Raw genomic sequence first — 22,245 nt, forward strand, 5'->3', positions numbered from 1 at the left:
TACTTTACTTTGTTTCTGGTGATTTTACTTCTTTTAGCATCTTATCGGTAAATCCGAAGAACCAGGTTAAAACAAAAGCGATTGCAATTGCTGTTATATTAACAAATAGATATTGAAAAAACTGTCCATTCAGATACAAAAGGCTACCTGGAATAGCAGTCACGGCCATACCTGTTCCGGCGAGCTCCATGATTGACGCTAAGAAACCACCGACTGCTCCACCAACAAGTCCCATGAGGAACGGTTTGAAGTAGCGTAAGTTTACACCAAATATCGCCGGTTCCGTAATTCCAAGAAGGGCAGAAAGGGATGATGGAAATGCCAAGGCCTTCAGTTTTCCAGATTTTGTTTTCAACGCCACGGCCAATGTTGCCCCGCCTTGAGCTGCAACGGCACAGGATACAATCGCATTATATGGGTTGTTACCAAGCGCTTCAAGGAGTTGAATTTCAAGGAAGTTGAACACATGGTGAACACCCGTTACAACAATTAGCTGATTAAGTCCGCCCAAGATTATTCCAGAGAGTCCAAACGGCAAGCCGAGAACGGCCACAACTGCATCGAGCAATAGACCTTCAACCGAATGGAAGACTGGTCCAATCACGAATAATGACAGTGTAATCATAACCAACAATGTGACAAATGGTGTTACGAGCAAATCCAGAACATCCGGTGTCTTTTTTCTTACCCAGCGTTCTACCTTAGCACCAATAAATCCTGCTATAAACGCCGGAAGCACGGATCCTTGGTAACCAACTACAGGAATTAAGCCGAAGAACATAATTGGCTCTGCGGCTTGGCTAGCTACTGCATAGGCATTGGGCAAAGCCGGGCTGACAAGCATTAATCCCAGAACCAGACCAATAATCGGACTACCGCCAAATACTCTGAATGCAGACCAAGCAACTAGCGCTGGCAGGAAGGCAAATGCTGTATCCGTTAACACTTGGGTGAATAATAAAAAGTTCTGTGAGATATCATCAGGTGTCATGCCGAATAAGGCAAGGATGTTTTCCTGCATAAGTAATCCGCGAACTCCCATGAACAATCCGGTTGCAACGAGTACCGGGATAATTGGAACAAAGACATCACCAAATGTTCGGATGGCCCGCTGGAACTTGCTTCCACTTTGTGCTGCTTTTGAACTCTGCTCAGATTTAGTCATAGAATTGAGACCAAGTTTTTCCGCTTCTTCAAACATCTGATTAACCGTACCAGTTCCAAAAATTACTTGGTATTGGCCGGAATTAAAGAAAGCACCTTTTACTTTATCAATATTTTCCACTTGGTCCTTCTCAATCTTTTCTTTGTCATTCACAATAAACCTGAGTCGTGTTGCACAGTGAGTGACAGAGGAAATATTATCCTCTCCGCCAATTGCAGCAATCAACTCCTCGACAATCCTACTATTCTTGTTATCTGACATTCAATTCACTCCTTTTCTCCTAATATATTAGCTTATGCGATTTTTATGGAATCGATTCCATAATTAGCAAACTGAACTTCAGATAGAAATTATCCTCTGCCAATTTAAGCAGTTAATAACTGGACGTTTATTGCAAGGAATGAATCAATGATTATCATCCTTGCAAACTCCGCTGCTTTTTTGATATGTGGAATCGATCCCACAATGAGTATATAATATAGATGAAATCGATTTCACCAATATTATATACTCGTTCTTTCAATTAGTCTATAGTCCAGTACAATTTTTTCGGAATGATTTTTCGAGTGCATGTAATTGATTAGCTGTATGGCGGCTTGCTCGCCTGCCTTTTCATTTTGAAAATCAACAGTCGTGAGCGGTGGATCCAGATACTGAGCAATTTCAGATGCCCCAAAACCGGCAACGGCCATGTCTTCTGGTACATGTATACCTTGTTTTTTCAAATAACTTATTGCACCAATCGCCAGCCTATCGGTAACAGCGATTAAAGCCGTAGGAATTTTATTCGAGGAACGGCTGTTCGACAGGATTTTTTCTATTGCAACATGACCGGATTCAATATCAAAAATTCCTTTTTCCAACCATGCTTCGCTTACTTCTAATTGATGGGCTGCCATTTCGTGAAGGAACCCCTTTTTCCTCATACCAACGGCCTGGTCCGTCTCGTCGACGCCAATGAATGCAATGCGCTCATGGCCCTTGTCAATCAGCAAAGATGTCAGCTCACGGGAGGCATGATAGTCATCATAGGTTACCGACATCACCCCGTCGATCGACTGGCCAACCATCACGAGGGGGACGTTGATTTCGTTAATTTTTTCCAGAAGCTTAGGTTCCGTATTCGTCGCAATCAGAACAATTCCATCGACTCTTCGCACTTTCAGAAGGTCCAGATATTCCATTTCCTTCTCCCTGTTTAAGTTGGTATTCGCAAGCAGAATTTCATAGCCTAGCTTGGAAAATTCTTTCCCAAGACCTGTTACGATTTTGCTTGATGTCTCAGTCTGAATCGTGGGTAAAATGACGCCAACGATTTTTGTTTTTTTCGTCCTTAACGATTTCGCGTGCTGGCTTGGCGTGTATTTCGTTTCCTCAATCACCTTTTCAACGCGCATTCTAGCATCCTCGCTGACATATCCCGAATTGTTCAGCACTCGCGACACCGTCGATCTCGATACTTTCGCCATCTCAGCAATATCCTTAATCGTAACCAAATCCAAACCCTCCAATCTTTTTATATATTTTTTTCATAGGGAAGCCTCGGTTATTCGAAAAGATAAACCGCAATCATCTTCGGTTAATATCTTTATGAAGTCCATATTATCATCTTTATTAATTTCTTGAAATACATTCTACTTCGAACATAGATTTCATTCTATTTCTACTCCAAAAATAAAAAATAATCCAATTCGGGCTATAAAGGACACTTTTGCATAACTTTGATATTGTACCCTCAGAATCATAGGATAAAAAATTCAAATTATTATAAAAAAGGGTTGCATAATTACAACTAATCACATATACTGTTCTATAACAACAATTAAATGATAATTCTGTTATACAAAAGAAAGGAGGAAACAAAATGGAACAATATCAAAGTGTATCTTGTCCAGAATGTGGGGAAGAAGTAGATCCAAGGAGTTATACAATGGAATGTGATTATTGCCTATCGAAAAAGGAAGACTAATTTTTTTGGTTTAACTGTTATATATCAGTGATTAAATAATATGGCTATATTATAACAATAATTGGGAGTGGTTATCGAAATGCTGATGAAAAGTGAGACAGTAAAGATTAAGCACGATAGGAAATATGAGAATCTTCTAACCCCTGAGGTGCTGGTTTTCCTCGAAAAGCTCCATCATCACTTTGATGATCGGCGGCGAAATTTATTGGAAATCAGGAAACAGAACCAGCAAAAACTAAAGGAAGGCCAAAAGCTGGATTTCCTGACCGAGACAAAGAACATAAGGGAGGATAACTGGACGATCGAAAGCATTCCAGAGGATTTACAGGATCGCAGAGTGGAAATTACCGGACCGGTTGACCGTAAGATGATCATCAATGCATTAAATTCAGGTGCAAAGACCTTTATGGCCGATTTTGAGGACGCAACATCACCAACCTGGGAAAATGTGATGGATGGCCAGCTTAACTTACGGGATGCCATTAGACGGGAAATAGATTTTAAAGCATCAAACGGAAAAAATTATCGCCTCAATGAAAAGACAGCTGTATTAATTGTCAGACCCCGTGGATGGCATTTGGAGGAACATCATATAGAGGTGAATGGCCAATCGATGGCAGCAAGTCTTGTAGATTTTGGACTTTATTTTTATCATAATGCGCAAGAATTGCTGGCAAGAGGGTCTGGTCCCTATTTTTATCTTCCAAAATTAGAAAGTCATCTGGAGGCAAGACTTTGGAATGATATTTTCGTATTTTCTCAAAAGGCACTTGGTATTCCACAGCGGACAATCAAGGCGACAGTACTAATTGAGACGATCACTGCAGCATTTGAAATGGATGAAATCCTTTATGAATTAAAAGAACACTCAGCAGGGCTTAATTGTGGCAGATGGGATTATATTTTCAGCTACATTAAAAAATTCCAAATTGACCCGGAAGTAATTCTGCCTGACAGATCCACGGTAACGATGGAGGTGCCATTTATGCGTTCCTATTCGCTTCTCGTAATTAAAACCTGTCACCGACGGAATGCACCGGCAATTGGAGGGATGGCAGCACAGATACCAGTTAAAAACGATGTGCAGGCGAATAAGGCAGCTTTCGAAAAAGTCGCTACCGATAAGGAAAGAGAAGTCAATGACGGCCATGATGGCACATGGGTGGCACATCCAGGAATGGTACAGTTTGTAACAGATATTTTTGATAAGGGCATGGCAGCACCGAATCAGATTTCCAAAAAAAGGGAGGATGTGGACGTTTCAGCACAAGACCTTGTCCGTGTTCCGGAAGGAGAAATAACAGAAGGAGGTCTTCGGACGAATATCAATGTCGGTATCCAGTATATTGCGGCATGGCTTTCGGGCAGGGGAGCTGTACCAATAAATAATTTGATGGAAGATGCAGCAACAGCGGAAATTTCACGGGCACAGGTATGGCAATGGATTAAACATCCAAAAGGTATATTATCAGATGGCAGGAAAATCACGATAGAACTTGCAGAAGCAATGATCAAGGAAGAAATGAAAAAGATGGAAACACAGTTTGGGGCAGATTTATTTGAAAAAGGGAATTTTGAAAAAGCTGCAGAGATATTTCAGGATCTGATCAAACAGGATGAATTTGCTGAGTTTTTAACCATACCTGCATATGGACAATTAATCAAAGGGGGAAATGCGTAATGGGAAATCAAAGAGCAGAACAATTAAAAAATGATTGGGAAAATAATAATCGCTGGGAAGGGGTGGAACGGCCATATAGCGCTGAAGATGTCATCCGGATTCGTGGTTCGATTGACATAGAATACACCCTTGCAGACAAAGGAGCAAGAAAGCTTTGGAATTTAATCAATACCGAGGATTATGTGAATGCACTTGGAGCGTTGACCGGCAATCAGGCAGTACAACAAGTGAAGGCAGGTCTGAAGGCAATTTACTTAAGCGGATGGCAGGTTGCTGCAGATGCCAATCTGGCTGGACAAATGTATCCAGATCAAAGTCTTTATCCTGCAAACAGTGTGCCGAATGTTGTGAAGCGTATCAATCAGGCGTTACAGCGGGCAGACCAGATCCATCATTCGGAGGGGAATAACGAGATTGACTGGTTTGCGCCAATTGTTGCTGATGCAGAAGCAGGCTTCGGTGGCCAGCTTAATGTATTTGAATTAATGAAGTCAATGATTGAGTCTGGGGCATCTGCCGTCCACTTTGAAGATCAGCTGTCATCAGAGAAAAAATGTGGTCATTTAGGTGGAAAAGTCTTGCTTCCGACGCAAAATGCGATTAAAAATCTGATTGCTGCGCGTTTTGCAGCAGATGTCATGGGCACACCCACGATTATCATTGCAAGAACAGATGCAAATGCTGCAGATATGATTACAAATGATATCGATCCGTACGATGCTACATTCATTACGGGTGAGCGTACAACAGAAGGCTTCTACAAAACCAGATCAGGAATTGAACAGGCGATAGCCAGGGGATTGGCTTATGCACCGTATGCAGATCTGATCTGGTGCGAAACATCAGAGCCAAATATGGAAGAGGCAAAGATGTTTGCTGATGCTATTCATCGAGAGTACCCAAACAAATTACTAGCATATAATTGTTCACCCTCTTTTAATTGGAAACGCAAATTGACAGATGAGGAGACAGCTAATTTCCAGGAAGAACTGGGCAAGATGGGCTATAAATTCCAATTTGTCACATTGGCAGGATTCCATGCACTGAATCACAGTATGTTTGAGCTTGCTCGAAAGTATAAAGATGAAGGGATGGCTGCCTACTCTGAGCTGCAGCAGGCTGAATTTAGCAGTGAGCAATACGGATATAGTGCAACAAGGCATCAACGCGAGGTTGGTACAGGATATTTTGATGAAGTTGCACAAGTTATATCAGGTGGTACATCATCAACAACTGCTCTGGAAGGGTCTACAGAGGCAGAACAGTTTACACGATAATATTAAAAAACTGCTTACCGATTGGGAACTCGTATTCTCCGTTCACTCGCTATGAATTTTACAGGAATCTAGTAAATAGCAGTTCCTTGCTTTCTGTTATTTAGAGATTATCGGAAATTTTAAAGGAAAGCGAGATGTGATAATGGCCTGGCCAAAATAGTCAGATTCTGAAGTAATTAAGAGAATAGTTAAAGCCCCTAGTTAATTACAGTTAGGGGCTTGTTTCATTTCTTAATAAAGTAAACCCAGCCAATTCCTCACTTGACTGCATTAGGTATTTTTCGGATAAGTTACATTGTAATAGTTATTTCTTCTAAAATCTTAATATCCTGCAAAATCGTATTTTTAATATGAACTATATTTTTCCAATCGCCAGATCCGAGAATAAATAACCCTTGTAAATCATGTGAAAAGCAAAAAACTGGACTTGTTACATCGCCTGGTAAGGTTAATTTCATGTTATCACCTTCAAGTAACCTTACTAGCGTTAAATATCTAAGAAGTGAGGGAAATGAGATATCAGGCAGATTCTTTTTGTGTAGAAACCAAATTGGCATTATTTTGAATACAGAATGTTTTAATTTGGTACTTAATTCTATCCTTCAATCAATTAAATCCTGTACTTAGAAGTCATTCTATTTTGTTGTTTGGTTAGAGTTGATTTTAAGTAATGTTGTTGGGGCACGTATAAAGGATGTTCCTTATAAAAGGTCTTACTTAATTAGGTTGTTCAGTGTAAACTGAAATTAAAGAAAATAAAATGATGATATATGAAAATTTGTGAAGAAATGTATTTAAAGTAATATCGATTATGTAAGGATTTAATAAACTCGAAAAATTTAATTTGTAGGGTACAAAATGATTCGTTAGTCATTTTTTTGAGATTTTGGGCATCCTCTTAATATGTAGATTAATAAGGAGGAAAGACGATGACGAAAAAAAATGTAGAAAAACCGGAAGTTAGCAACTTTGAAGTTGAACAGACACTTAGTGACCACCCAATACATAAGAGACACGAATTCTCTTTTAATGTTGATGAAAATGAGTTTAGAGGTCATTTTCACGATGGTGAAATTACGTGGATGCATCCATATCCAAAACAAATAATAGGTGAGGAAAAAGAAGCTAAAATCGAAAACGAAATCCGCGAATTGTTGGGACAACATGGGATTTCCAGTTGGATTAATGACATTGAAATGGACCAAGTGTTTGAAGGCAGACAACACGAGCGCCGCCAAGTCATTCTTAAAGTGCAAGGACACGAGTTCAAAGGGTTTGTTCAAGAAGGAGAAATTCATTGGTTTCATCCTCATCCAAAACAAAAGCTAAAAGATGAGCATGTTGAAGCGATTGAGACAGAGATTCATGAAAAAAAAGGTAAATCTTAATTAGGGTAAAGAAAAGATGGTGAAGATTTCTACTTAAACTATATGGTGCTTATCTAAAGGAGGATAAGCACTCTTTCTTGTTGAATTTAATAAGGGACAGGCTATTAAATAGGGGGAGAAAGTAGAATGACGAAAGATAAATTTAAAAGTTTAATTTTATTAGGTTCTTTAGTGGCTGTCAATAAATGTGAAGGGATTCGTTTAAATGCCTGTTTGTAAACAATGCGGTAAAAAATGGACTTGGAGACAAACGATGAAAACACTGTCACATTGTGACAATAAACAATATGAGACAGCTTCGCCCAAGAAAAGAACGTCTATAATTGGTCTAGTACCACTAATTGTAATTGCCTATTAATGTCTTTTTAAACTCCCCTTGGTGGATGGTTGTCGTTATTAAGATACCTATGATAGCAGTTATTTTGAGTGTCTATCCTTATATGATTAAACTTTCCAATGAAGAAGAACCCCTCTGGTGAACTAACAATTAACTATTCAATATTAAACTAAACCAGCTAATCACTTTTGTAGACTTTATTGAGCATGTCGTCCCTGTGTTGCAATCAAGAGGAATTTACCGTAAAGAATATGAAGCAAATACATTAAGAGAAAGTTTATTTGGAAAAGGAAAGGTGCATTTGCCGGATAGCCATCTCGGGAAAAAGGTATCAATTTCTAAACCAAATGTAGAAACTGTATAGTAAGTGTTCAAGAGTTGTTAAAGTAAATGAAATTAACGATATTTAGGAAAGTTTTATAGTTTTTCAAAGAAAAGGGCGCGATTGTTTAATAGCGTCATTTTCTTCTTCAACAAACGGGGGCTTTTCTTAAAGAAGGAGAAGTACCTTTTTTGTTGAAGTTATTAGACTAAAGGGGCAGTTTGGTGAAAGATACTGGATTAAGAGTAAGGCCAAATAAGTTATTAGGAATATTTGGTGGAGAGAGTTTTCGTTTTACATACCCTCACGGTGATCAAGTAGAGTACAGTGTATTTGTTTTTGAATGCAATATAGTAAGTGGGGAATTGACCCCGATTGATGGTGAATCGCCGACCTAGTCTTTATTAAAGAGGAAAGTCAACCGAAACTTGCTTTACCATATCCAGACTTTATATTTAAGAAATCACTTTCAGATAATGCTTATTTTCAATGGGAAAATAACTCGCTTAGGAAATAATATTTTTGTGTTTTAACATGATTGATTTAAATGGAAGGGGAAATAGTCATTGGTAACGATTCAAAAGGCTGGACCAAATCATATTGATGGAATCGCGTGGGTTTGTACTGCAAGTTATTGGTCTACATATGCTGATTTGCTTTCAACGGAATACATTGAACGCATGATTAAGGAATTTTATATTCCAGAACGCTTACTCAAAGAAGTGACAAAAACCTCAAAATCATGGAATGGCTGGATAGTTGCTGTCGAGAATGGAGAAGTCATAGGTGCAGGCGTTGGCGGAATGATAAGTGAGAACCATGGCGAATTATTTGTATTGTACACGGACCCAGGGCGCAGAAAAGAAGGGCTTGGCAGCATGATTCTGGATGCGGTTACCAAGGAATTAATCGAATATGGCGCGAAGGAACAATGGGTGAACGTTACAAAAGGAAATCAAAAAGGCATACCATTTTATGAGGCAAAAGGATTTCAATTTATCCATGAACAGGACGAGTATGGAATCATCGAAGGCGAGAATTTTAAAGCACTGAGGTATCATCGTTTTCTTTTATGATTAGCTAGTACGGTAATTTACTTGATAGTTAAAGGGGATTATATAATGAGTCTGTTACTTATTCTGTTATCTGAGCGAACTACCTTATAGAAAATAAATTTAAGGGGTGAGCGAGGAATGAAATGGGTAAAAGAATCTTACAATAAGCAGTCGGAATTGATGAAAAAGGGAAAGGCAAAGGTTGAAAGCTTTCATCAGAAGACATTAGAAGAAGTTGAATTGTTTTCCGAAAGTAAAAAGTTAGAAGGATGGTTAAAGTTATGAATAATCTTACGAAAATGAAAATATTTAAACCTGCAAATGAAGTGTTTGAAGCATTTGTGGACCCTGCGAAAATTGGGGGATTTTGGTTTTCATCTAGTTCTGAGAGATGGGTGCAAGGGAAGACGATTACATTAAGATACGACGAGTACGATGCTCAAGGAGAGATAGAAATAATAGAGATTGAAGCAAATAAAAAAATCTTCTTTCAAGATGGCTCAGGACATCATATCACGATTTTGCTAACGGCGTTTGATAATACAAATACCATTATTGAAATACAAGAAGAAGGTTTTGATGATAATAATCCAGAGTTTATCAATCAATTGATTGATAACAAAGAGGGTTGGGTTTATATGCTTACTTGTCTGAAGGGTTATTTGGAATACGGTGTTAATTTGAGAGCTGCATTAGTTAAATAATTTCCAGGAAAAAGAGCGATGTTGCTCTTTTTTTCTTTGGCAGACAATAAATTTCGGATAATTTCTCGATGTATTTCGCAACTAAGACCATCTATCAAAGGCCTGTGACAGCCAATGTATCTAAAAAAGGGAGGGAATGTTTATGCGTGAGCAAAATTATACCTCAATAGAAAAACTATTGCTGATAGCGTTATCAGTTTGTGAAGTAAGTCACATTACTTGATGTTGACTTTCGTTTTTGGTATTAATAATACTGTTGTAAAAATTAGCAAATGGAGGAATACAAAATTGAAAATAGTAGCAATGGTAGGAACTAATCGAAAAGGTTCATATAATATGCATCTTGTTAAATATATGCAAGCAAGATATACAGATAAACTGGAAATTGAGATTTTGCCAATTGACCAACTTCCAATGTATAACCAAGATAATGAAATGGATCCACCAGCATTGGTGAAAGAAATTAGAGAGAAGATCAAGAATAGTGACGGTATTTTATTCGCAACACCTGAATATAATGCTTCTATTTCTGCAGTACTAAAAAATGCAATCGACTGGTTCTCAAGAGTTGAGAAAGTAATGATCAACAAACCTGCGATGATTGTGGGAGCATCAATGGGTGCATTAGGAACCGTTAAAGCTCAAATGCAGCTTCGTCAAATTTTGAATGCACCTGGTGTATCAACATTAACTTTACCAGGTAATGAAGTATTCGTCGGTTCCGTGCATGAAAAGATTGATCAAAACGGTGTACTTACAGATGAATCAACAATTCAATTTATTGACATGGTGATTGAAAACTATATTGATTGGATTGAAAAAACTAAAGTATATAGCTAATATAGGTAACTTGTCCGGGAGATGATTGTCTTGCGGGCAAGTTTTTTAGTTTTGGAGGATAAACCAATAGGAGAGCTAGAATAACAGCTCAGACTATACCTCGATCAGAAATCGAAACAACGAAACCAAGACAAAACATTTATCAATTTCCTCTTCTTGGTAATACTATCAAATGCAAAGTTAATAATAAGAAAGGATAGATAAATGATGAAAAAATTTCTATTTATTGTTTTGGTATCTGTATTTACACTGCTGATTACATCACAAGTTACCGCGAATCCTGGTAGTACCGTGTATGACGAAATAGTTTGGCATGAGGGGAAAGAACATAAGCGTTTTTTTAAAAGTGAAGCATTATTAAAGCTTCATGCGATGGAGCTTGGAATTAAAACAGAGGGCAAAGATATGGAATCTTTAACCAAGGAAGTTCATGAAGGAATAATAATAAGGAAGGCAAATGAGCTGGGAATTGAGTCTGAAGGAAGAGATTTGCAGGAGTTAGGTAAAGAAGTACATCAAATGATGGTGATGAAAAAGGCAGATACGCTTGGGATAAATATCGAAGGAAAAGATTTTAAAACAATAACAAAGGAAGTTAAAGAGGCAAAGATAAAAAAGATGGCTGCTAGGTTGGGGATAAAAACAGATGGCAAGGATATGAAGAAATTAAGAAAAGAAGTTATGGAAACGTATTTGAGATCAGAAGCTGAGAAGTTAGGAATACTTACTGCCGGAAAAGATCAAGAACAATTAAAACAGGAAATTCAAAGAGCAAAAATACTAAAGGCTGCAGATAAACTAGGAGTCGAAGTAAAGAACAAGGATTCGGAGCAGCTGTTAGATGAAATCATTACGAATCATTTAGAGAAAGCAAAGGAGCTTAATGTATATCCATTTGATCACAGTATGAAGTAATTCAAAAAAATGATGGTAATGTTGCTCTAAAGATGTTATGATTACGTAGCGATGAGCTGGTTTGTGTAAGACGAGGAACAAGGCACTACATGTGAATGTGAACACATGGTTCACTCGCCACAAACGATCGAAGACGTCTATATTTATATAGGCGTTTTTTTATTAGTATTGAAGAAAGTAAGTGCAACTAAGGCTGTCACCGAAAGGCATGGTGACAAACAATTTCTCTAAGATCAAAATGTAAGCGATTTCTATAGTCATCGGCAAATCTGTCGTTTTCGAAACTTATTACGATATTATACAAAGGAAAAATATTCCTAACAAAATAACGCTATTCATGCTAAACTACAAGTATAATCGGAAAGAGGTGACCATTATGAAGAAAATAAAATTAGGTACTAGCAATTTAGAGGTGTCAAACATTTCATTAGGATGTATGCGTCTTGGCAAGCTAGAAGTAAAAGAAGCGGCCGAAGTTATCCATAATGCGTTAGAGCTTGGTATTGATTTTTTTGATCATGCAGATATTTATTCTGGTGGAAAGTCGGAAGAAATCTTTGCAGAAGCGATAGGGATGAACCCAGCTGTTCGAGAGCAAATATTCATACAAACGAAAGCTGGTATTCGCGAAGGCTATTTTGATTTTTCCAAAGAGCATATATTGGCAGCAGTGGATGGCAGTCTATCACGATTGAAAACTGATTATGTCGATAGCTTATTACTTCATCGTCCAGACGCACTTATGGATCCTGAGGAGGTTGCTGAGGCATTCACAATATTAAAAGATAGTGGAAAAGTCCGTCATTTTGGTGTAAGTAATCAAAACCCGATGCAAATTGAATTATTGAAGAAATACATAAAACAGGATTTAATTGTCAATCAATTGCAATTTAGTATCATGCATTCTGGGATGATCGATGCTGGGATTCAAGTAAACACAAAACATGATAATTCGCTTAACCGAGATGGAAGTATCCTCGATTATAGTAGATTGCATGATATGACGATTCAGGCGTGGTCACCTTTCCAACACGGGTTTTTCGGTGGCGTATTCATCGACAACGAACAATTTCCAGAGCTAAATTCAAAGCTAGAAGAAATTGGTGAGAAATACGGTGTAAACAAGTCAGCAGTAGCGATTGCTTGGATATTACGACATCCGGCAAAAATTCAACCAATTGTAGGTACATTAAATACGGAACGGTTAACGGGCATTGCCAAAGCAAATGAAATCGACCTAACAAGGAAAGAATGGTATGAAATTTATCTTGCAGCAGGCAATGATCTACCATAGTACATCAAAGAGGTTTGAATTTTCCCTACATGTAACGAGCAGTAAGTCCCCACTTCAAGGCTTCGAGGGGTGTCAAGAAAGCTAAGTGGGGAATCAAACTGCTCGTATATATCCGGTTCGTTCAACTAACATTTAGAGGGGAGGTAAGGAACCCCCCCACTAAATGAAGTTTCGCTTTACATAGGTTCAGCTTAGGAGGCAAAACATGAAGACATCAAGACTTTTCATTGTTATTTTCGTTGGATTTTTATTCTTAACTGCTTGTAGTGATTCAACCGGTGGACAAGCAGAGAATGAAGAACTAGACAAATTGAATGAAAGAATCACACAGCTAGAAGAAGAAGCAGAAACAAAAGATGAAGAAATAGCTGCAAAGGATACGCAAATTACGGAATTGGAAGCAACAATAGTAAATTTAGAGAAACAATTGGAAAACCCTCAAACTGTTGAGGAAGAAGTTTCCGTTGAGGTTGATAAGGTGGTAGAGGAAGAGTCTGCAGATTCAAAAGATAGTGATGAAGCAGCAAGTGATGAAGAACAATTACGCGAACGGGCAGATGCCGTTGTCGATGCACTAGGCAATAAAGATTTCAGCAGTTTAGCAAATCTAGTTCACCCTGCTAAAGGCGTACGTTTTTCTCCGTATATTTATGTTGATGTAGAAGAACATCTTCAGTTCTCTGCAGAACAAGTAGGGAATTTCGCGAATGATAATGAAACATACACATGGGGGTCTGTTGATGGCAGTGGCAATCCGATTGAGATGACCCCTAGTGAATATTATAATGAATTTATTTTTATTCGTGATTTCACGAAAGCGGATGAAGTAACGGTGAACAATATTAAAACCCGCGGGAGTATGATAGTAAATGTCCAGGAGGTATATCCTGATGCAAGTTTTGTCAGCTATTATGTAGAAGGTACAGAGCAAGAGCTTGACTGGGCAGATTTGATCCTCGTTTTTGAAAAAGATCAAGATAATTGGTATTTAGTTGGACTCGCAGTTGATCGTTACACAACCTAAGCTAGTATAGGGAAGACCTCAGCAAAATGGAGGTCTTTTCAATATCACTGAGTATAGGTCTTCTCCGTACCGTCAGTAAATTCAATTTCAAGTTCTACATTTATCGCGTCATCGGGAACATTAAATGCACTGAGTACGCTACTTAAGACATCTTCATTAGCGGTATCCTTATCGAAATCAAAGCCAGAAAAAATACTGTCTAATTCCTGCATTGCTTCATCACCAGCTAACTGTATTCCTTGTAGTCTATCTTCATAGCTTGCCTCCGTTTCATTCATTTCCTTATTATAGTCTACCTCAATTGCGTCCTCTGTATTTTCAATATCTGCCTCTAAATTAAAGCTGTTAAATGAATAGGCTGATTCCGCTGTTTCGTTTACATTATCATTTTCACCATTATTATTAGTATTATTTTCTGTACCTTGTTGATTGTTGTTCACAGGATTTTGTACTTCATCATTATCACCACAAGCAATGAGAAGAAAAGAGATTGTGAGTAACAACCCGATGATCGAAATATTTTTCCGCAAGTCCATCCACTCCATTCTAAAATTGGATATATAACTATTTTTTCCTAAATTTGATTTCGATAAACTTCTAATTGGCAAACATAATTATTGTCGACATTTTTAACTTTTCTGTAACAAGTGAACCCCATGTCTTCATATAGTAAAATGCAGGCTTATGACTGGAGGGGGAAATATGTATCCAAATTATCCATTTATGCAAAACGGGAATCAATATGCAGGAAATCAATATGTACCGTATTCCTATTATAAATATCAACAAACTTATCCCGCTTACCGAGAGGATAGACAACAGGCAGTAAGAGGGCAAGCAACATGGACATATGGTGGACAAGTAACACAATGCGGAATCCATTGGTCGATTAATGAATATATGACAGCGGCTGTTGGCAGAAATTCGCCATATCGCTGCGGGCAGACACTTAAAATTAAAAATCTTTCTTCTGCAACACCTAGAGAAATATTAGTAACTGTAGTGGATCAGGTTGTAAGCTATCCAGCAAATAAAATTAATCTACAAAGAAGGGCTTTTGAAGCTTTAGGTGCGAATCCAGATGCTGGAATTATCGAGATTGAAATAACTCCGTCACCAAAATTAGAAGAAGAAAAGTGGGGGAAATATTTATTAGAGGTCGCACAAGCGGCATATCCAGGCTATAAAGTAACCGAATATAAAACAATTGAGAAGGTGAATCTATCAGGTAAGCAAAGGAAGGAAGTATATGAGTTTTTATTGGATTCTCCCCAAGGAAAACTAAAAATACGAGGAAACGTCATTTATAATCCCGCTACAGATCGGGTAATTTCTTTCGATCTGAAGGAAGTTTAAAATCTATTTTCTTATAGAGATCATTTTGTATCATTTTTTGCATTTTATAGATGAATCGATATCAAATGCGAACAAGTGACAATTGTGTCTTCAAACCAAGACATAGTTGCAACTTGCACATGATTCTCGTGTATATTGCTACAATCACGTTTTAGTTAATGGGTTTGTCTTTCTTTTGTTTCTAGATTTTACACTATCTTCAGTGGAAGAAATACACGGAGACTCCTGCGGGAAGAAGGCTCACCAGCTCCCCTAAGGTGCGCTCCGTGTATTTCTGGAGCGACGGCCCGAGGACTCAAATATCTTCCTAAGTCTAAGTTAGTTCGCACTTTATCGCTTAATTAATTGAATAACAACAATACTTCAGAAAAAAGCTTGGGAGAAGGGTTGCGAAACCTTTCTCCCAAGCTTTTAATTAGTTTTTAACTTCTACACCATATTTTGTATATGCACCATGCATGACAGAACCAACGTATTGGTTAAGCTCAAAGCCGTGCTTGATTGCTGCGGTCACGAATGCTTTTGCAGCAATGACGGATTCTTTAGCAGATTTTCCGTGGGCTAAATTAGCTGTAATAGCAGCTGCAAAAGTACATCCTGCACCATGATTATAAGTTGTATCGATTTTATCTTCTTCTAAAAGGGTGAATTCTTTACCATCATAGAATAAATCAATAGCTTTCTCATAATCTAAAGCTTTACCACCTTTGATTACTACGTTCTTAGCGCCGAGTGCATGAATTTTAACAGCTGCTTCTTTCATTCCTTCAATTGTTTTGATTGGACCTGTCCCAGCTAATTGACCTGCTTCGAATAAGTTAGGTGTTGTAACAAGCGAAAGAGGAAGGAGTAATTCGCGCATTGCGTCAGTATTTTCAGGTTGAAGCACCTCGTCCTCACCTTTACATACCATCACAGGATCAAGTACATAATGATTTAATTTATATTCCTCAATTTTACGTGCTGCAAGCTCGATGATTGGTACACTTCCCAGCATTCCTGATTTTGCTGCATCTACACCAACAGAAAGAATTGTATCTAATTGTTTTTCAACCAAATCCGTTTCAATTGGTGTAACATTATGATGCCAGCCTTCTGGATTCATTGTTACAATACAAGTCAATGCGGTCATACCATATACATCATGCTCTTGAAATGTTTTTAAGTCAGCAGCTTGTCCAGCGCCACCACTAGAATCAGAGCCAGCAATTGTAAGTGTTTTTTTCATTGTTTTATCCCCTTAAATATTACGAAATATTAATACCCTTTTTATAAATTGGAATAATCCTTATAATATGTTATTTTCTATTAATAAAACTATAAACCTTTTACATAAAAGTGTAAAGGAATGGGTTATTTCATTTTAGTAGCTAAGATAACTCATACAAAACTTCCGCATTTACAAACGCCGTACTGGAATCGAGTTCTCCTTTGATTCGTTTCACCTGTAGTTTTTCCCCGTTCAGCCATTTATTAAAATCAAAAATTAGAGGTAAACGGTCGCCACCTAAGGCAAACCAAGCTTTCATCTCTTTCGGTAGATATGAAGCAGTATGAATTGTTCCAGCCCATGCACTATATTTGCTTGAAAACACTTGCTTATCGGTATTGTTCATCATTTGGTACGCTGTATATGGGTTTACAATTGTATGCTGCTGTTTATTCATTGCTTCTCGTCGCTCAATTGATTCATCCATACGGTAACGATTTTCATCTGTTAATTGTTCGAAATGATTGGTACAAATATTACCCTCATATGCAGTCACCTTTCGTGGTGACGCTTCAACAACCATGGATTTCCCATTTTTATCAAGGAGTACATAGTTAAATGTATGTCGATGCGGAATCTCCTTAAGAAGATCGATTGCTTCATCTACATTTGCACAGGACTCTAGAATAATTCGACCAATCATATTGCAAATAAAACCATTACTGGACTTTAATCTGTTGACGAAATTATAGCCCATAGTTAGTCCCTTTTCATTCATGCCATCCGTTCTTCCTGTAATTTGCATTGTAGGACCAATCATTGAATAGCCCTGATCTGTCGGTTGAAAAAGTGCAAACCGACCTTCATAGGTAATTGGGGCATTATCATAGTTCCGAATTAAATAATCGTTACTAGTAAAAATGGAACAGCCACTTCTGCCGTATTCCAAATAATATCCACCGAACTCCCGAATTGTCTCCTCCATGGTTAATTGAAGAGCATCACCAAGTCCATAAAGCTCATCCATTATCCCTGGTGCAAATTGTAATATTGCCTGCGTTACTTCATCTATATTTATTAAGTAATGACGCCACCTTCCATCCTTTTGTTTTTTTCGATTTGATAAAAGAAGTGAGTCTTTGAGAGCTTCTCCTTGCATATATCCAAAATCATAATGATTGCCTCGATATTGAATAATATCACTATATACTTGTTTCAATAATCATCCCTCATCATTTCTGTGATTAAGCTAAGCGTACTTTATGGATGAACAAAAGAAAATAAATATGCTTATCCATTTAGATATGTTACCCCAGTTTAAAGGGAAAAACATACTGGAAATAGAATATGTTTAAGAGGATGTTTTGGGGCGCCAAAGACGGGTTATTGTCGGTGTTGCAACAAGGGTTTCGATGTGGTGAAAATCGCATCTACATGCCGTTGTAACATAAGCCGACACGGTTCTTTTAGCCTCCTTTTGAATCCTTATTTATAGTAGAAATAAATTATTATCAAGGGGAAATAATAATGGAAAAATTAATTCTAGAACCTGAATGGCTATTAGAAATAACGATTGATGCGCTTCAGCAGAAATTAGCTAAATTTGATATTACTTCTGAAGAGGTTGTAAGGATCTACCTAAACAGAATTTTAAATTATGATCAATCCGGTCCTTCCATAAATTCTATTATCGAAATAAATCCTGAAGCAATTCATATCGCAAGATCGCTTGATTATGAACGAAAAACAAAAGGCAGCAGAGGGATTTTACATGGTATTCCTGTGTTATTAAAGGATAATATTGATACTGCTGACAAGATGCATACAAGTTCTGGGTCTATAGTCTTAGCAGAGTCGTATGCTAGTTCAGATGCATACCTAGTCGGAAAATTGAGAGAGGCAGGGGCAATTATTCTAGGGAAAACAAATTTAACAGAATGGGCACATTTTACAGCAGAAGACATGCCGTCAGGTTATAGTTCGAGAGGTGGAAAAACATTAAATCCTTACGGGCAGAAAATCTCGGTTGGCGGGTCTAGCTCCGGCTCAGGGGCAGCGATTGCCGCAAACTTGGCTGTCGTTTCTGTTGGCACGGAAACATCGGGTTCTATACTGAGTCCAGCTAGCCAGAACAGCATTGTAGGTATTAAACCGACATTGGGCTTAGTAAGTCGCAGTGGAATCATTCCCATTTCCCATAATCAGGACACGGCTGGGCCTATGGCAAGAACAGTTAGAGATGCAGCAATTTTACTCAATGTGTTAATGAGTGCAGATCCCAATGACCCTGTAACATGCAGCAATGAGCTTATGCATGCGGATTTCACAGCTTTTCTCAATAAAAATGGACTGCAAGGTAAGCGAATTGGTATTGCACGAGAACCTTTCTTTGCCAAACTAAGCAAGGAAAAGATCTCGATAATGGATCAGGCTATTGAAGATGCACGTAAATTGGGGGCAGAAGTAATCGACCCAATCGAGATTTCATTCGCTGAAAAGATTAGTGATATTAATGTTATGCTTCATGATTTCAAAACTGGTATCAATGCATATTTGAAAACAATCGACCCATCTCTAGGCATCCGCAGCTTAAAAGATGTGATTGCTAAAAATGAGGAAATTGGTGAAAAGGCATTGAAATATGGCCAAAGCACTTTGTTGCAAGCTGAAGAAACAAGTGGCAGATTAACGGAACCGCTATATTTACGGAGTTTATTAAATGACGCAATCTACTCAAGGGACAAAGGTATCGATGCAGTAATAAACCTGCATTCATTAGATGCGATTGTATTTCCAGACTATAAAGGTGCCTTACTGACTGCCAAGGCAGGATATCCATCAATCAATGTTCCGGCTGGGTTTACTGCTCTGGGTGAACCAGTTGGCATTACATTTACAGCAAAAGCATTTCAAGAACCAACCTTACTGGAAATTGCATATTCCTATGAGCAAGGAACCAAGCACCGGAAACCACCAGCATTATAGTTTATACTAAGTAATGATAGTTTAGCTTACAATTAAGACAAACCAATGGTATTATAGGGAAACTAGAAAATAATAGCCAGTCTTTGTATTCGACAAAAGCGAGGAGTGCACAAATCAAGACGAACACTGAAGGAGGAAAAATGATGGCTGAATTAAAATATGAAATTATTGAAACAGTTGGTGTTCTATCAGAATCATCAAAAGGATGGACAAAGGAGTTAAACCTTGTTAGTTGGAATGGAAGAGACCCGAAATATGACCTGAGAGATTGGGCGCCGAATAAAGAAAAGATGGGAAAAGGGATAACATTAACAGAGGAAGAAGTAAAGAGTTTAAAATCTATTTTGGCTGATAGGAAACTATAAAAACTTTCATAAAGCGTGTGTGAAACTAAGGCCGTCGCAAAAAGCTTTGGTTAGGCCTTAGTTTTCTAGTCAAAATTTTAGCTGTATTATTTCTAACATCAGCAGCTGCCTATCATAAAGCTGTTGTGATTTATGTAAGTAAGAAGTTTTACAAACTGCAATTTTTATTAAAAAAATTAACAAAAGGTATTGTATTCATAGTAATTATATGATATTATAATCTAGTCGCTTCAATACACGGGATATTAGCTCAGTTGGTAGAGCAGCTGACTCTTAATCAGCGGGTCGTAGGTTCGATCCCTACATATCCCATCATCTTAAAGCTAGGATAGGCTAATTGCTTATCTTGGCTTTTTTATTATACATTTTTGTATGCTGCTGGGGAAATCAACATTGCTAATACATCACAACCTATTAGTTAATTATGACAATCGATTACTCGTTGGATAATAGGAATCCAAATTCACCAAATTAGTGCACTTTACTTTTGCAGAAATTCTCGTTTCCTACTAGAATGATAGATAAGTGCAATGATTAACAGCTATTGCTGTCAAAAAGTAAGGTAACGAAAAGAGCTAATTAATAGGAGGAAAACATGAGAGATTTTGTCATGCTTATGGCTGAAATTGTAAATGAAATTCATGATATATTAACAGGATTGTTTGGTCTGCATATGACAGATAAAGAGCTCCATTTCTGGGTTATTGGGATTGTTGGCATGGTTACTTTCTTTTTAGTTTATTTTAGTTTTAAACTAATTGAAAAAATGAAATGGAGTGTTACCATTTACGCTTTCATTTATACATTTACAGGGATGATTGTTCTCGTATTTGCGATTGAGCTGCAACAAGCAATTACGAATCGTGGAAATATGGAATTTGCTGATGCTGTAGTAGGGTTGAGAGGGTTTCTAGTCTTATTTATTATCTATGCACTCATTGCGCTCGTTATATATACAATTAACAAATTTATCAGTAAGAGAAAGTAATTTCCACTTCTTTATACAAAAATGAAGTGGAAATTGCTTTTTTTTTTTGACCTTTTTAGGGTATTACTAAATAGATAAACTAGAGAATGTAAGAGGTGGAATAGGTGAGTCAAGAGAAGCCAAAAAATAATGTCATGTTGATCATCTCTATTATGCTTGGATATGCATTGACTTATATGGACAAAAATATGATTTCCACAGCGATTATTCCATTGAAGGCAGAACTGAGTTTAACTGCTAGCCAATCAGGACTATTGATGAGTATGTTTTTCATAGGATACACTGTGATGCAATTTCCAAGTGGATGGCTCTCTGACAAAATTGGGCCTAAAAAAGTATTATTAATTTCGATTGGTACCATTCTGATAGCAACCATTTTCTTCGGTTTTGTCAGCACATTAGTGTTGTTGATGGTTATCCGACTAATTTCAGGTCTCGGTCATGCTGGAGTGCCAACAAGCTCAACAAAAGTTGTAGCAAATAACATCCAGCCTAAACAGAAGATGTTTGTCCAGTCATTAATCTTATCAACGTCTGGCATTGGTGGAATTCTTGCTTTTACATTAGGCTCCTCTTTAATTAATATTAACTGGCGTTATGCATATTTTGGACTAGCCATACTATATGTTGTTTCAATTATTATGATTTTTATCTTTTTTCCAAAAGAGAGTAAGAATCCTAACGGAGAACAATTGAAAAAGGCGGATAAGGTCCCAATCAGTGTTGTATTTAAAGATAAAAATGTATTTATTTTATTTGCTGCACTACTATTTTTAAATATTGTTCTGTACGGCTACCTTTCCTGGTTGCCATCACTCTATGAGGCTAATTTCGGATTTGGTATAAAAGAAATTAGTATTATATTGAGTACCAATGCAATTTTAATGAGTGTTGGTGCACTGAGCTCAAGCTTTCTGGTCAATAAAGTTTTTAAAGGGAATGATAAACGGTTCGCTCTAATTAGTATTATAGTATGTGCACTTGCGTGTATCGTTTTCGCCATGACCAATAGCTTAACTATATCAATTATTATGATGTTTATTTTTACACTTTCATCAAATGCAGTCTTTGTTACTTTATTTAGTTGGCCACATAAATTGATACGGCAAGAAGTGATTGGCTCGTCGATTGCCATTATTAATATGGGGTCAACTATTGGTGGTTTTCTTGCTCCTACTATTACTGGATACTTAATTACCGTTTTCGGTGGTAATTATAATGTGGCTTTTATTGCAATGGGGATAAGTGCACTTGTTTCGGGCTTCGTTATTCTTTTAGTTCGAACAAAACCAGTAACTACACGGAAATACAATTATAATTGAGTCTACTGCAAGGACCTAAGATCCTTGCATATAATCAAACAGTTTTAC

Annotated in this window: 23 protein-coding genes and 1 tRNA gene; 18 read left to right on the forward strand and 6 right to left on the reverse strand. The window is 37.5% G+C overall.

Translation table 11 applies throughout. From position 1 onward, the window contains the following. Window positions 1–4: 4 nt before the first annotated feature. Both CUC15_RS06460 and CUC15_RS06465 read right to left on the reverse strand, forming a co-directional pair. Window positions 5–1,426 carry a sucrose-specific PTS transporter subunit IIBC gene (locus CUC15_RS06460; protein ID WP_114915872.1) on the reverse strand — a complete coding sequence of 474 codons (1,422 nt, stop codon included), beginning with the start codon at window positions 1,424–1,426 and terminating at the stop codon, window positions 5–7. A gap of 242 nt (window positions 1,427–1,668) precedes the next feature. Then, the gene (locus tag CUC15_RS06465; RefSeq protein ID WP_114915873.1) at window positions 1,669–2,661 is read right to left on the reverse strand and encodes a LacI family DNA-binding transcriptional regulator; all 993 of its coding nucleotides are present in this window, start codon (window positions 2,659–2,661) and stop codon (window positions 1,669–1,671) included. Window positions 2,662–3,213: 552 nt separating this feature from the next. Between CUC15_RS06465 and aceB the strand changes: the two genes are divergently transcribed. Both aceB and aceA read left to right on the forward strand, forming a co-directional pair. Then, on the forward strand, window positions 3,214–4,815 hold the full coding sequence (aceB, locus tag CUC15_RS06470) for a malate synthase A (RefSeq protein ID WP_114915874.1): 1,602 nt from the start codon (window positions 3,214–3,216) through the stop codon (window positions 4,813–4,815). Beyond that, a complete protein-coding gene (aceA, locus tag CUC15_RS06475) occupies window positions 4,815–6,092 on the forward strand; it encodes an isocitrate lyase (RefSeq protein WP_114915875.1) in 1,278 nt (425 codons plus the stop codon). Before aceB ends, aceA begins: the two co-directional genes overlap by 1 nt. 290 nt (window positions 6,093–6,382) lie before the next feature. Here the strand turns inward: aceA and CUC15_RS20045 are convergent, their stop codons facing one another. After that, a complete protein-coding gene (locus CUC15_RS20045; protein ID WP_162800280.1) occupies window positions 6,383–6,550 on the reverse strand; it encodes a hypothetical protein in 168 nt (55 codons plus the stop codon). A gap of 471 nt (window positions 6,551–7,021) precedes the next feature. Between CUC15_RS20045 and CUC15_RS06480 the strand changes: the two genes are divergently transcribed. From CUC15_RS06480 to CUC15_RS06510, 10 genes are all read left to right on the forward strand, one after another. Further along, on the forward strand, window positions 7,022–7,480 hold the full coding sequence (locus tag CUC15_RS06480; RefSeq protein WP_114915876.1) for a hypothetical protein: 459 nt from the start codon (window positions 7,022–7,024) through the stop codon (window positions 7,478–7,480). A 554-nt stretch (window positions 7,481–8,034) separates the two neighbouring features. Continuing rightward, entirely contained in the window at window positions 8,035–8,181 is a 147-nt protein-coding gene (locus CUC15_RS20050; RefSeq protein WP_162800281.1) for a hypothetical protein, read from the forward strand. 182 nt (window positions 8,182–8,363) lie between these two features. Further along, window positions 8,364–8,537 carry an NUDIX hydrolase gene (locus tag CUC15_RS20055; RefSeq protein WP_162800282.1) on the forward strand — a complete coding sequence of 58 codons (174 nt, stop codon included), beginning with the start codon at window positions 8,364–8,366 and terminating at the stop codon, window positions 8,535–8,537. Window positions 8,538–8,705: 168 nt separating this feature from the next. Continuing rightward, window positions 8,706–9,215: a GNAT family N-acetyltransferase gene (locus CUC15_RS06485; protein ID WP_114915877.1), complete on the forward strand. Its 510-nt coding sequence runs from the start codon at window positions 8,706–8,708 to the stop codon at window positions 9,213–9,215. A 117-nt stretch (window positions 9,216–9,332) separates the two neighbouring features. Beyond that, a complete protein-coding gene (locus tag CUC15_RS20060) occupies window positions 9,333–9,479 on the forward strand; it encodes a hypothetical protein (protein ID WP_162800283.1) in 147 nt (48 codons plus the stop codon). Continuing rightward, window positions 9,476–9,898, forward strand: a complete 423-nt coding sequence (locus tag CUC15_RS06490) for an SRPBCC domain-containing protein (RefSeq protein ID WP_114915878.1) — start codon at window positions 9,476–9,478, stop codon at window positions 9,896–9,898. The genes CUC15_RS20060 and CUC15_RS06490 overlap by 4 nt, the downstream gene beginning before the upstream one ends. Window positions 9,899–10,186: 288 nt before the next feature. Next, a complete protein-coding gene (locus tag CUC15_RS06495) occupies window positions 10,187–10,738 on the forward strand; it encodes an NADPH-dependent FMN reductase (protein WP_114915879.1) in 552 nt (183 codons plus the stop codon). Between the two features lie 204 nt (window positions 10,739–10,942). Then, window positions 10,943–11,653 carry a hypothetical protein gene (locus tag CUC15_RS06500; protein WP_162800284.1) on the forward strand — a complete coding sequence of 237 codons (711 nt, stop codon included), beginning with the start codon at window positions 10,943–10,945 and terminating at the stop codon, window positions 11,651–11,653. 376 nt (window positions 11,654–12,029) lie between these two features. Next, entirely contained in the window at window positions 12,030–12,947 is a 918-nt protein-coding gene (locus tag CUC15_RS06505; protein WP_114915881.1) for an aldo/keto reductase, read from the forward strand. A 205-nt stretch (window positions 12,948–13,152) separates the two neighbouring features. Continuing rightward, window positions 13,153–13,971 (forward strand): hypothetical protein, encoded by an 819-nt coding sequence (locus tag CUC15_RS06510; protein WP_114915882.1) that lies wholly within the window; start codon window positions 13,153–13,155, stop codon window positions 13,969–13,971. 44 nt (window positions 13,972–14,015) lie between these two features. Here the strand turns inward: CUC15_RS06510 and CUC15_RS06515 are convergent, their stop codons facing one another. Beyond that, window positions 14,016–14,501 (reverse strand): YusW family protein, encoded by a 486-nt coding sequence (locus CUC15_RS06515; RefSeq protein ID WP_162800285.1) that lies wholly within the window; start codon window positions 14,499–14,501, stop codon window positions 14,016–14,018. Window positions 14,502–14,673: 172 nt separating this feature from the next. Here CUC15_RS06515 and CUC15_RS06520 point away from each other — a divergent pair, with 172 nt between their 5' ends. After that, window positions 14,674–15,327 carry a DUF3889 domain-containing protein gene (locus tag CUC15_RS06520; RefSeq protein WP_114915884.1) on the forward strand — a complete coding sequence of 218 codons (654 nt, stop codon included), beginning with the start codon at window positions 14,674–14,676 and terminating at the stop codon, window positions 15,325–15,327. Between the two features lie 415 nt (window positions 15,328–15,742). On the opposite strand, the gene pdxK is transcribed toward CUC15_RS06520, so the two are convergent. Next, window positions 15,743–16,555, reverse strand: a complete 813-nt coding sequence (gene pdxK, locus CUC15_RS06525) for a pyridoxine/pyridoxal/pyridoxamine kinase (RefSeq protein WP_114915885.1) — start codon at window positions 16,553–16,555, stop codon at window positions 15,743–15,745. Between the two features lie 142 nt (window positions 16,556–16,697). Beyond that, on the reverse strand, window positions 16,698–17,756 hold the full coding sequence (locus tag CUC15_RS06530) for a C45 family autoproteolytic acyltransferase/hydrolase (RefSeq protein ID WP_114915886.1): 1,059 nt from the start codon (window positions 17,754–17,756) through the stop codon (window positions 16,698–16,700). 308 nt (window positions 17,757–18,064) lie between these two features. On the opposite strand from CUC15_RS06530, the gene CUC15_RS06535 reads away from it, so the two are divergent. From CUC15_RS06535 to CUC15_RS06555, 5 genes are all read left to right on the forward strand, one after another. After that, window positions 18,065–19,522: an amidase family protein gene (locus CUC15_RS06535; RefSeq protein WP_114915887.1), complete on the forward strand. Its 1,458-nt coding sequence runs from the start codon at window positions 18,065–18,067 to the stop codon at window positions 19,520–19,522. A gap of 143 nt (window positions 19,523–19,665) precedes the next feature. After that, window positions 19,666–19,887 carry a YdbC family protein gene (locus CUC15_RS06540; protein ID WP_114915888.1) on the forward strand — a complete coding sequence of 74 codons (222 nt, stop codon included), beginning with the start codon at window positions 19,666–19,668 and terminating at the stop codon, window positions 19,885–19,887. Between the two features lie 239 nt (window positions 19,888–20,126). Then, window positions 20,127–20,199, forward strand: a tRNA-Lys gene (locus CUC15_RS06545). A 283-nt stretch (window positions 20,200–20,482) separates the two neighbouring features. After that, on the forward strand, window positions 20,483–20,875 hold the full coding sequence (locus CUC15_RS06550) for a hypothetical protein (protein ID WP_114915889.1): 393 nt from the start codon (window positions 20,483–20,485) through the stop codon (window positions 20,873–20,875). Between the two features lie 104 nt (window positions 20,876–20,979). Beyond that, on the forward strand, window positions 20,980–22,197 hold the full coding sequence (locus CUC15_RS06555) for an MFS transporter (RefSeq protein ID WP_114915890.1): 1,218 nt from the start codon (window positions 20,980–20,982) through the stop codon (window positions 22,195–22,197). Window positions 22,198–22,245: the final 48 nt, after the last annotated feature.

Source organism: Oceanobacillus zhaokaii (genome assembly GCF_003352005.1).
Lineage (GTDB): Bacteria > Bacillota > Bacilli > Bacillales > Amphibacillaceae > Oceanobacillus > Oceanobacillus zhaokaii.

Excerpts from the sequence above, each read along its gene's own strand:
- CUC15_RS06460 (WP_114915872.1), bottom strand. The coding sequence starts at position 1,426 with ATGTCAGATAACAAGAATAGTAGGATTGTCGAGGAGTTGATTGCTGCA.
- aceB (WP_114915874.1), top strand. The coding sequence starts at position 3,214 with ATGCTGATGAAAAGTGAGACAGTAAAGATTAAGCACGATAGGAAATAT.
- aceA (WP_114915875.1), top strand. The coding sequence starts at position 4,815 with ATGGGAAATCAAAGAGCAGAACAATTAAAAAATGATTGGGAAAATAAT.
- CUC15_RS20045 (WP_162800280.1), bottom strand. The coding sequence starts at position 6,550 with ATGAAATTAACCTTACCAGGCGATGTAACAAGTCCAGTTTTTTGCTTT.
- CUC15_RS06480 (WP_114915876.1), top strand. The coding sequence starts at position 7,022 with ATGACGAAAAAAAATGTAGAAAAACCGGAAGTTAGCAACTTTGAAGTT.
- CUC15_RS20060 (WP_162800283.1), top strand. The coding sequence starts at position 9,333 with ATGAAATGGGTAAAAGAATCTTACAATAAGCAGTCGGAATTGATGAAA.
- CUC15_RS06490 (WP_114915878.1), top strand. The coding sequence starts at position 9,476 with ATGAATAATCTTACGAAAATGAAAATATTTAAACCTGCAAATGAAGTG.
- CUC15_RS06500 (WP_162800284.1), top strand. The coding sequence starts at position 10,943 with ATGATGAAAAAATTTCTATTTATTGTTTTGGTATCTGTATTTACACTG.
- CUC15_RS06505 (WP_114915881.1), top strand. The coding sequence starts at position 12,030 with ATGAAGAAAATAAAATTAGGTACTAGCAATTTAGAGGTGTCAAACATT.
- CUC15_RS06510 (WP_114915882.1), top strand. The coding sequence starts at position 13,153 with ATGAAGACATCAAGACTTTTCATTGTTATTTTCGTTGGATTTTTATTC.
- CUC15_RS06520 (WP_114915884.1), top strand. The coding sequence starts at position 14,674 with ATGTATCCAAATTATCCATTTATGCAAAACGGGAATCAATATGCAGGA.
- pdxK (WP_114915885.1), bottom strand. The coding sequence starts at position 16,555 with ATGAAAAAAACACTTACAATTGCTGGCTCTGATTCTAGTGGTGGCGCT.
- CUC15_RS06535 (WP_114915887.1), top strand. The coding sequence starts at position 18,065 with ATGGAAAAATTAATTCTAGAACCTGAATGGCTATTAGAAATAACGATT.
- CUC15_RS06540 (WP_114915888.1), top strand. The coding sequence starts at position 19,666 with ATGGCTGAATTAAAATATGAAATTATTGAAACAGTTGGTGTTCTATCA.
- CUC15_RS06550 (WP_114915889.1), top strand. The coding sequence starts at position 20,483 with ATGAGAGATTTTGTCATGCTTATGGCTGAAATTGTAAATGAAATTCAT.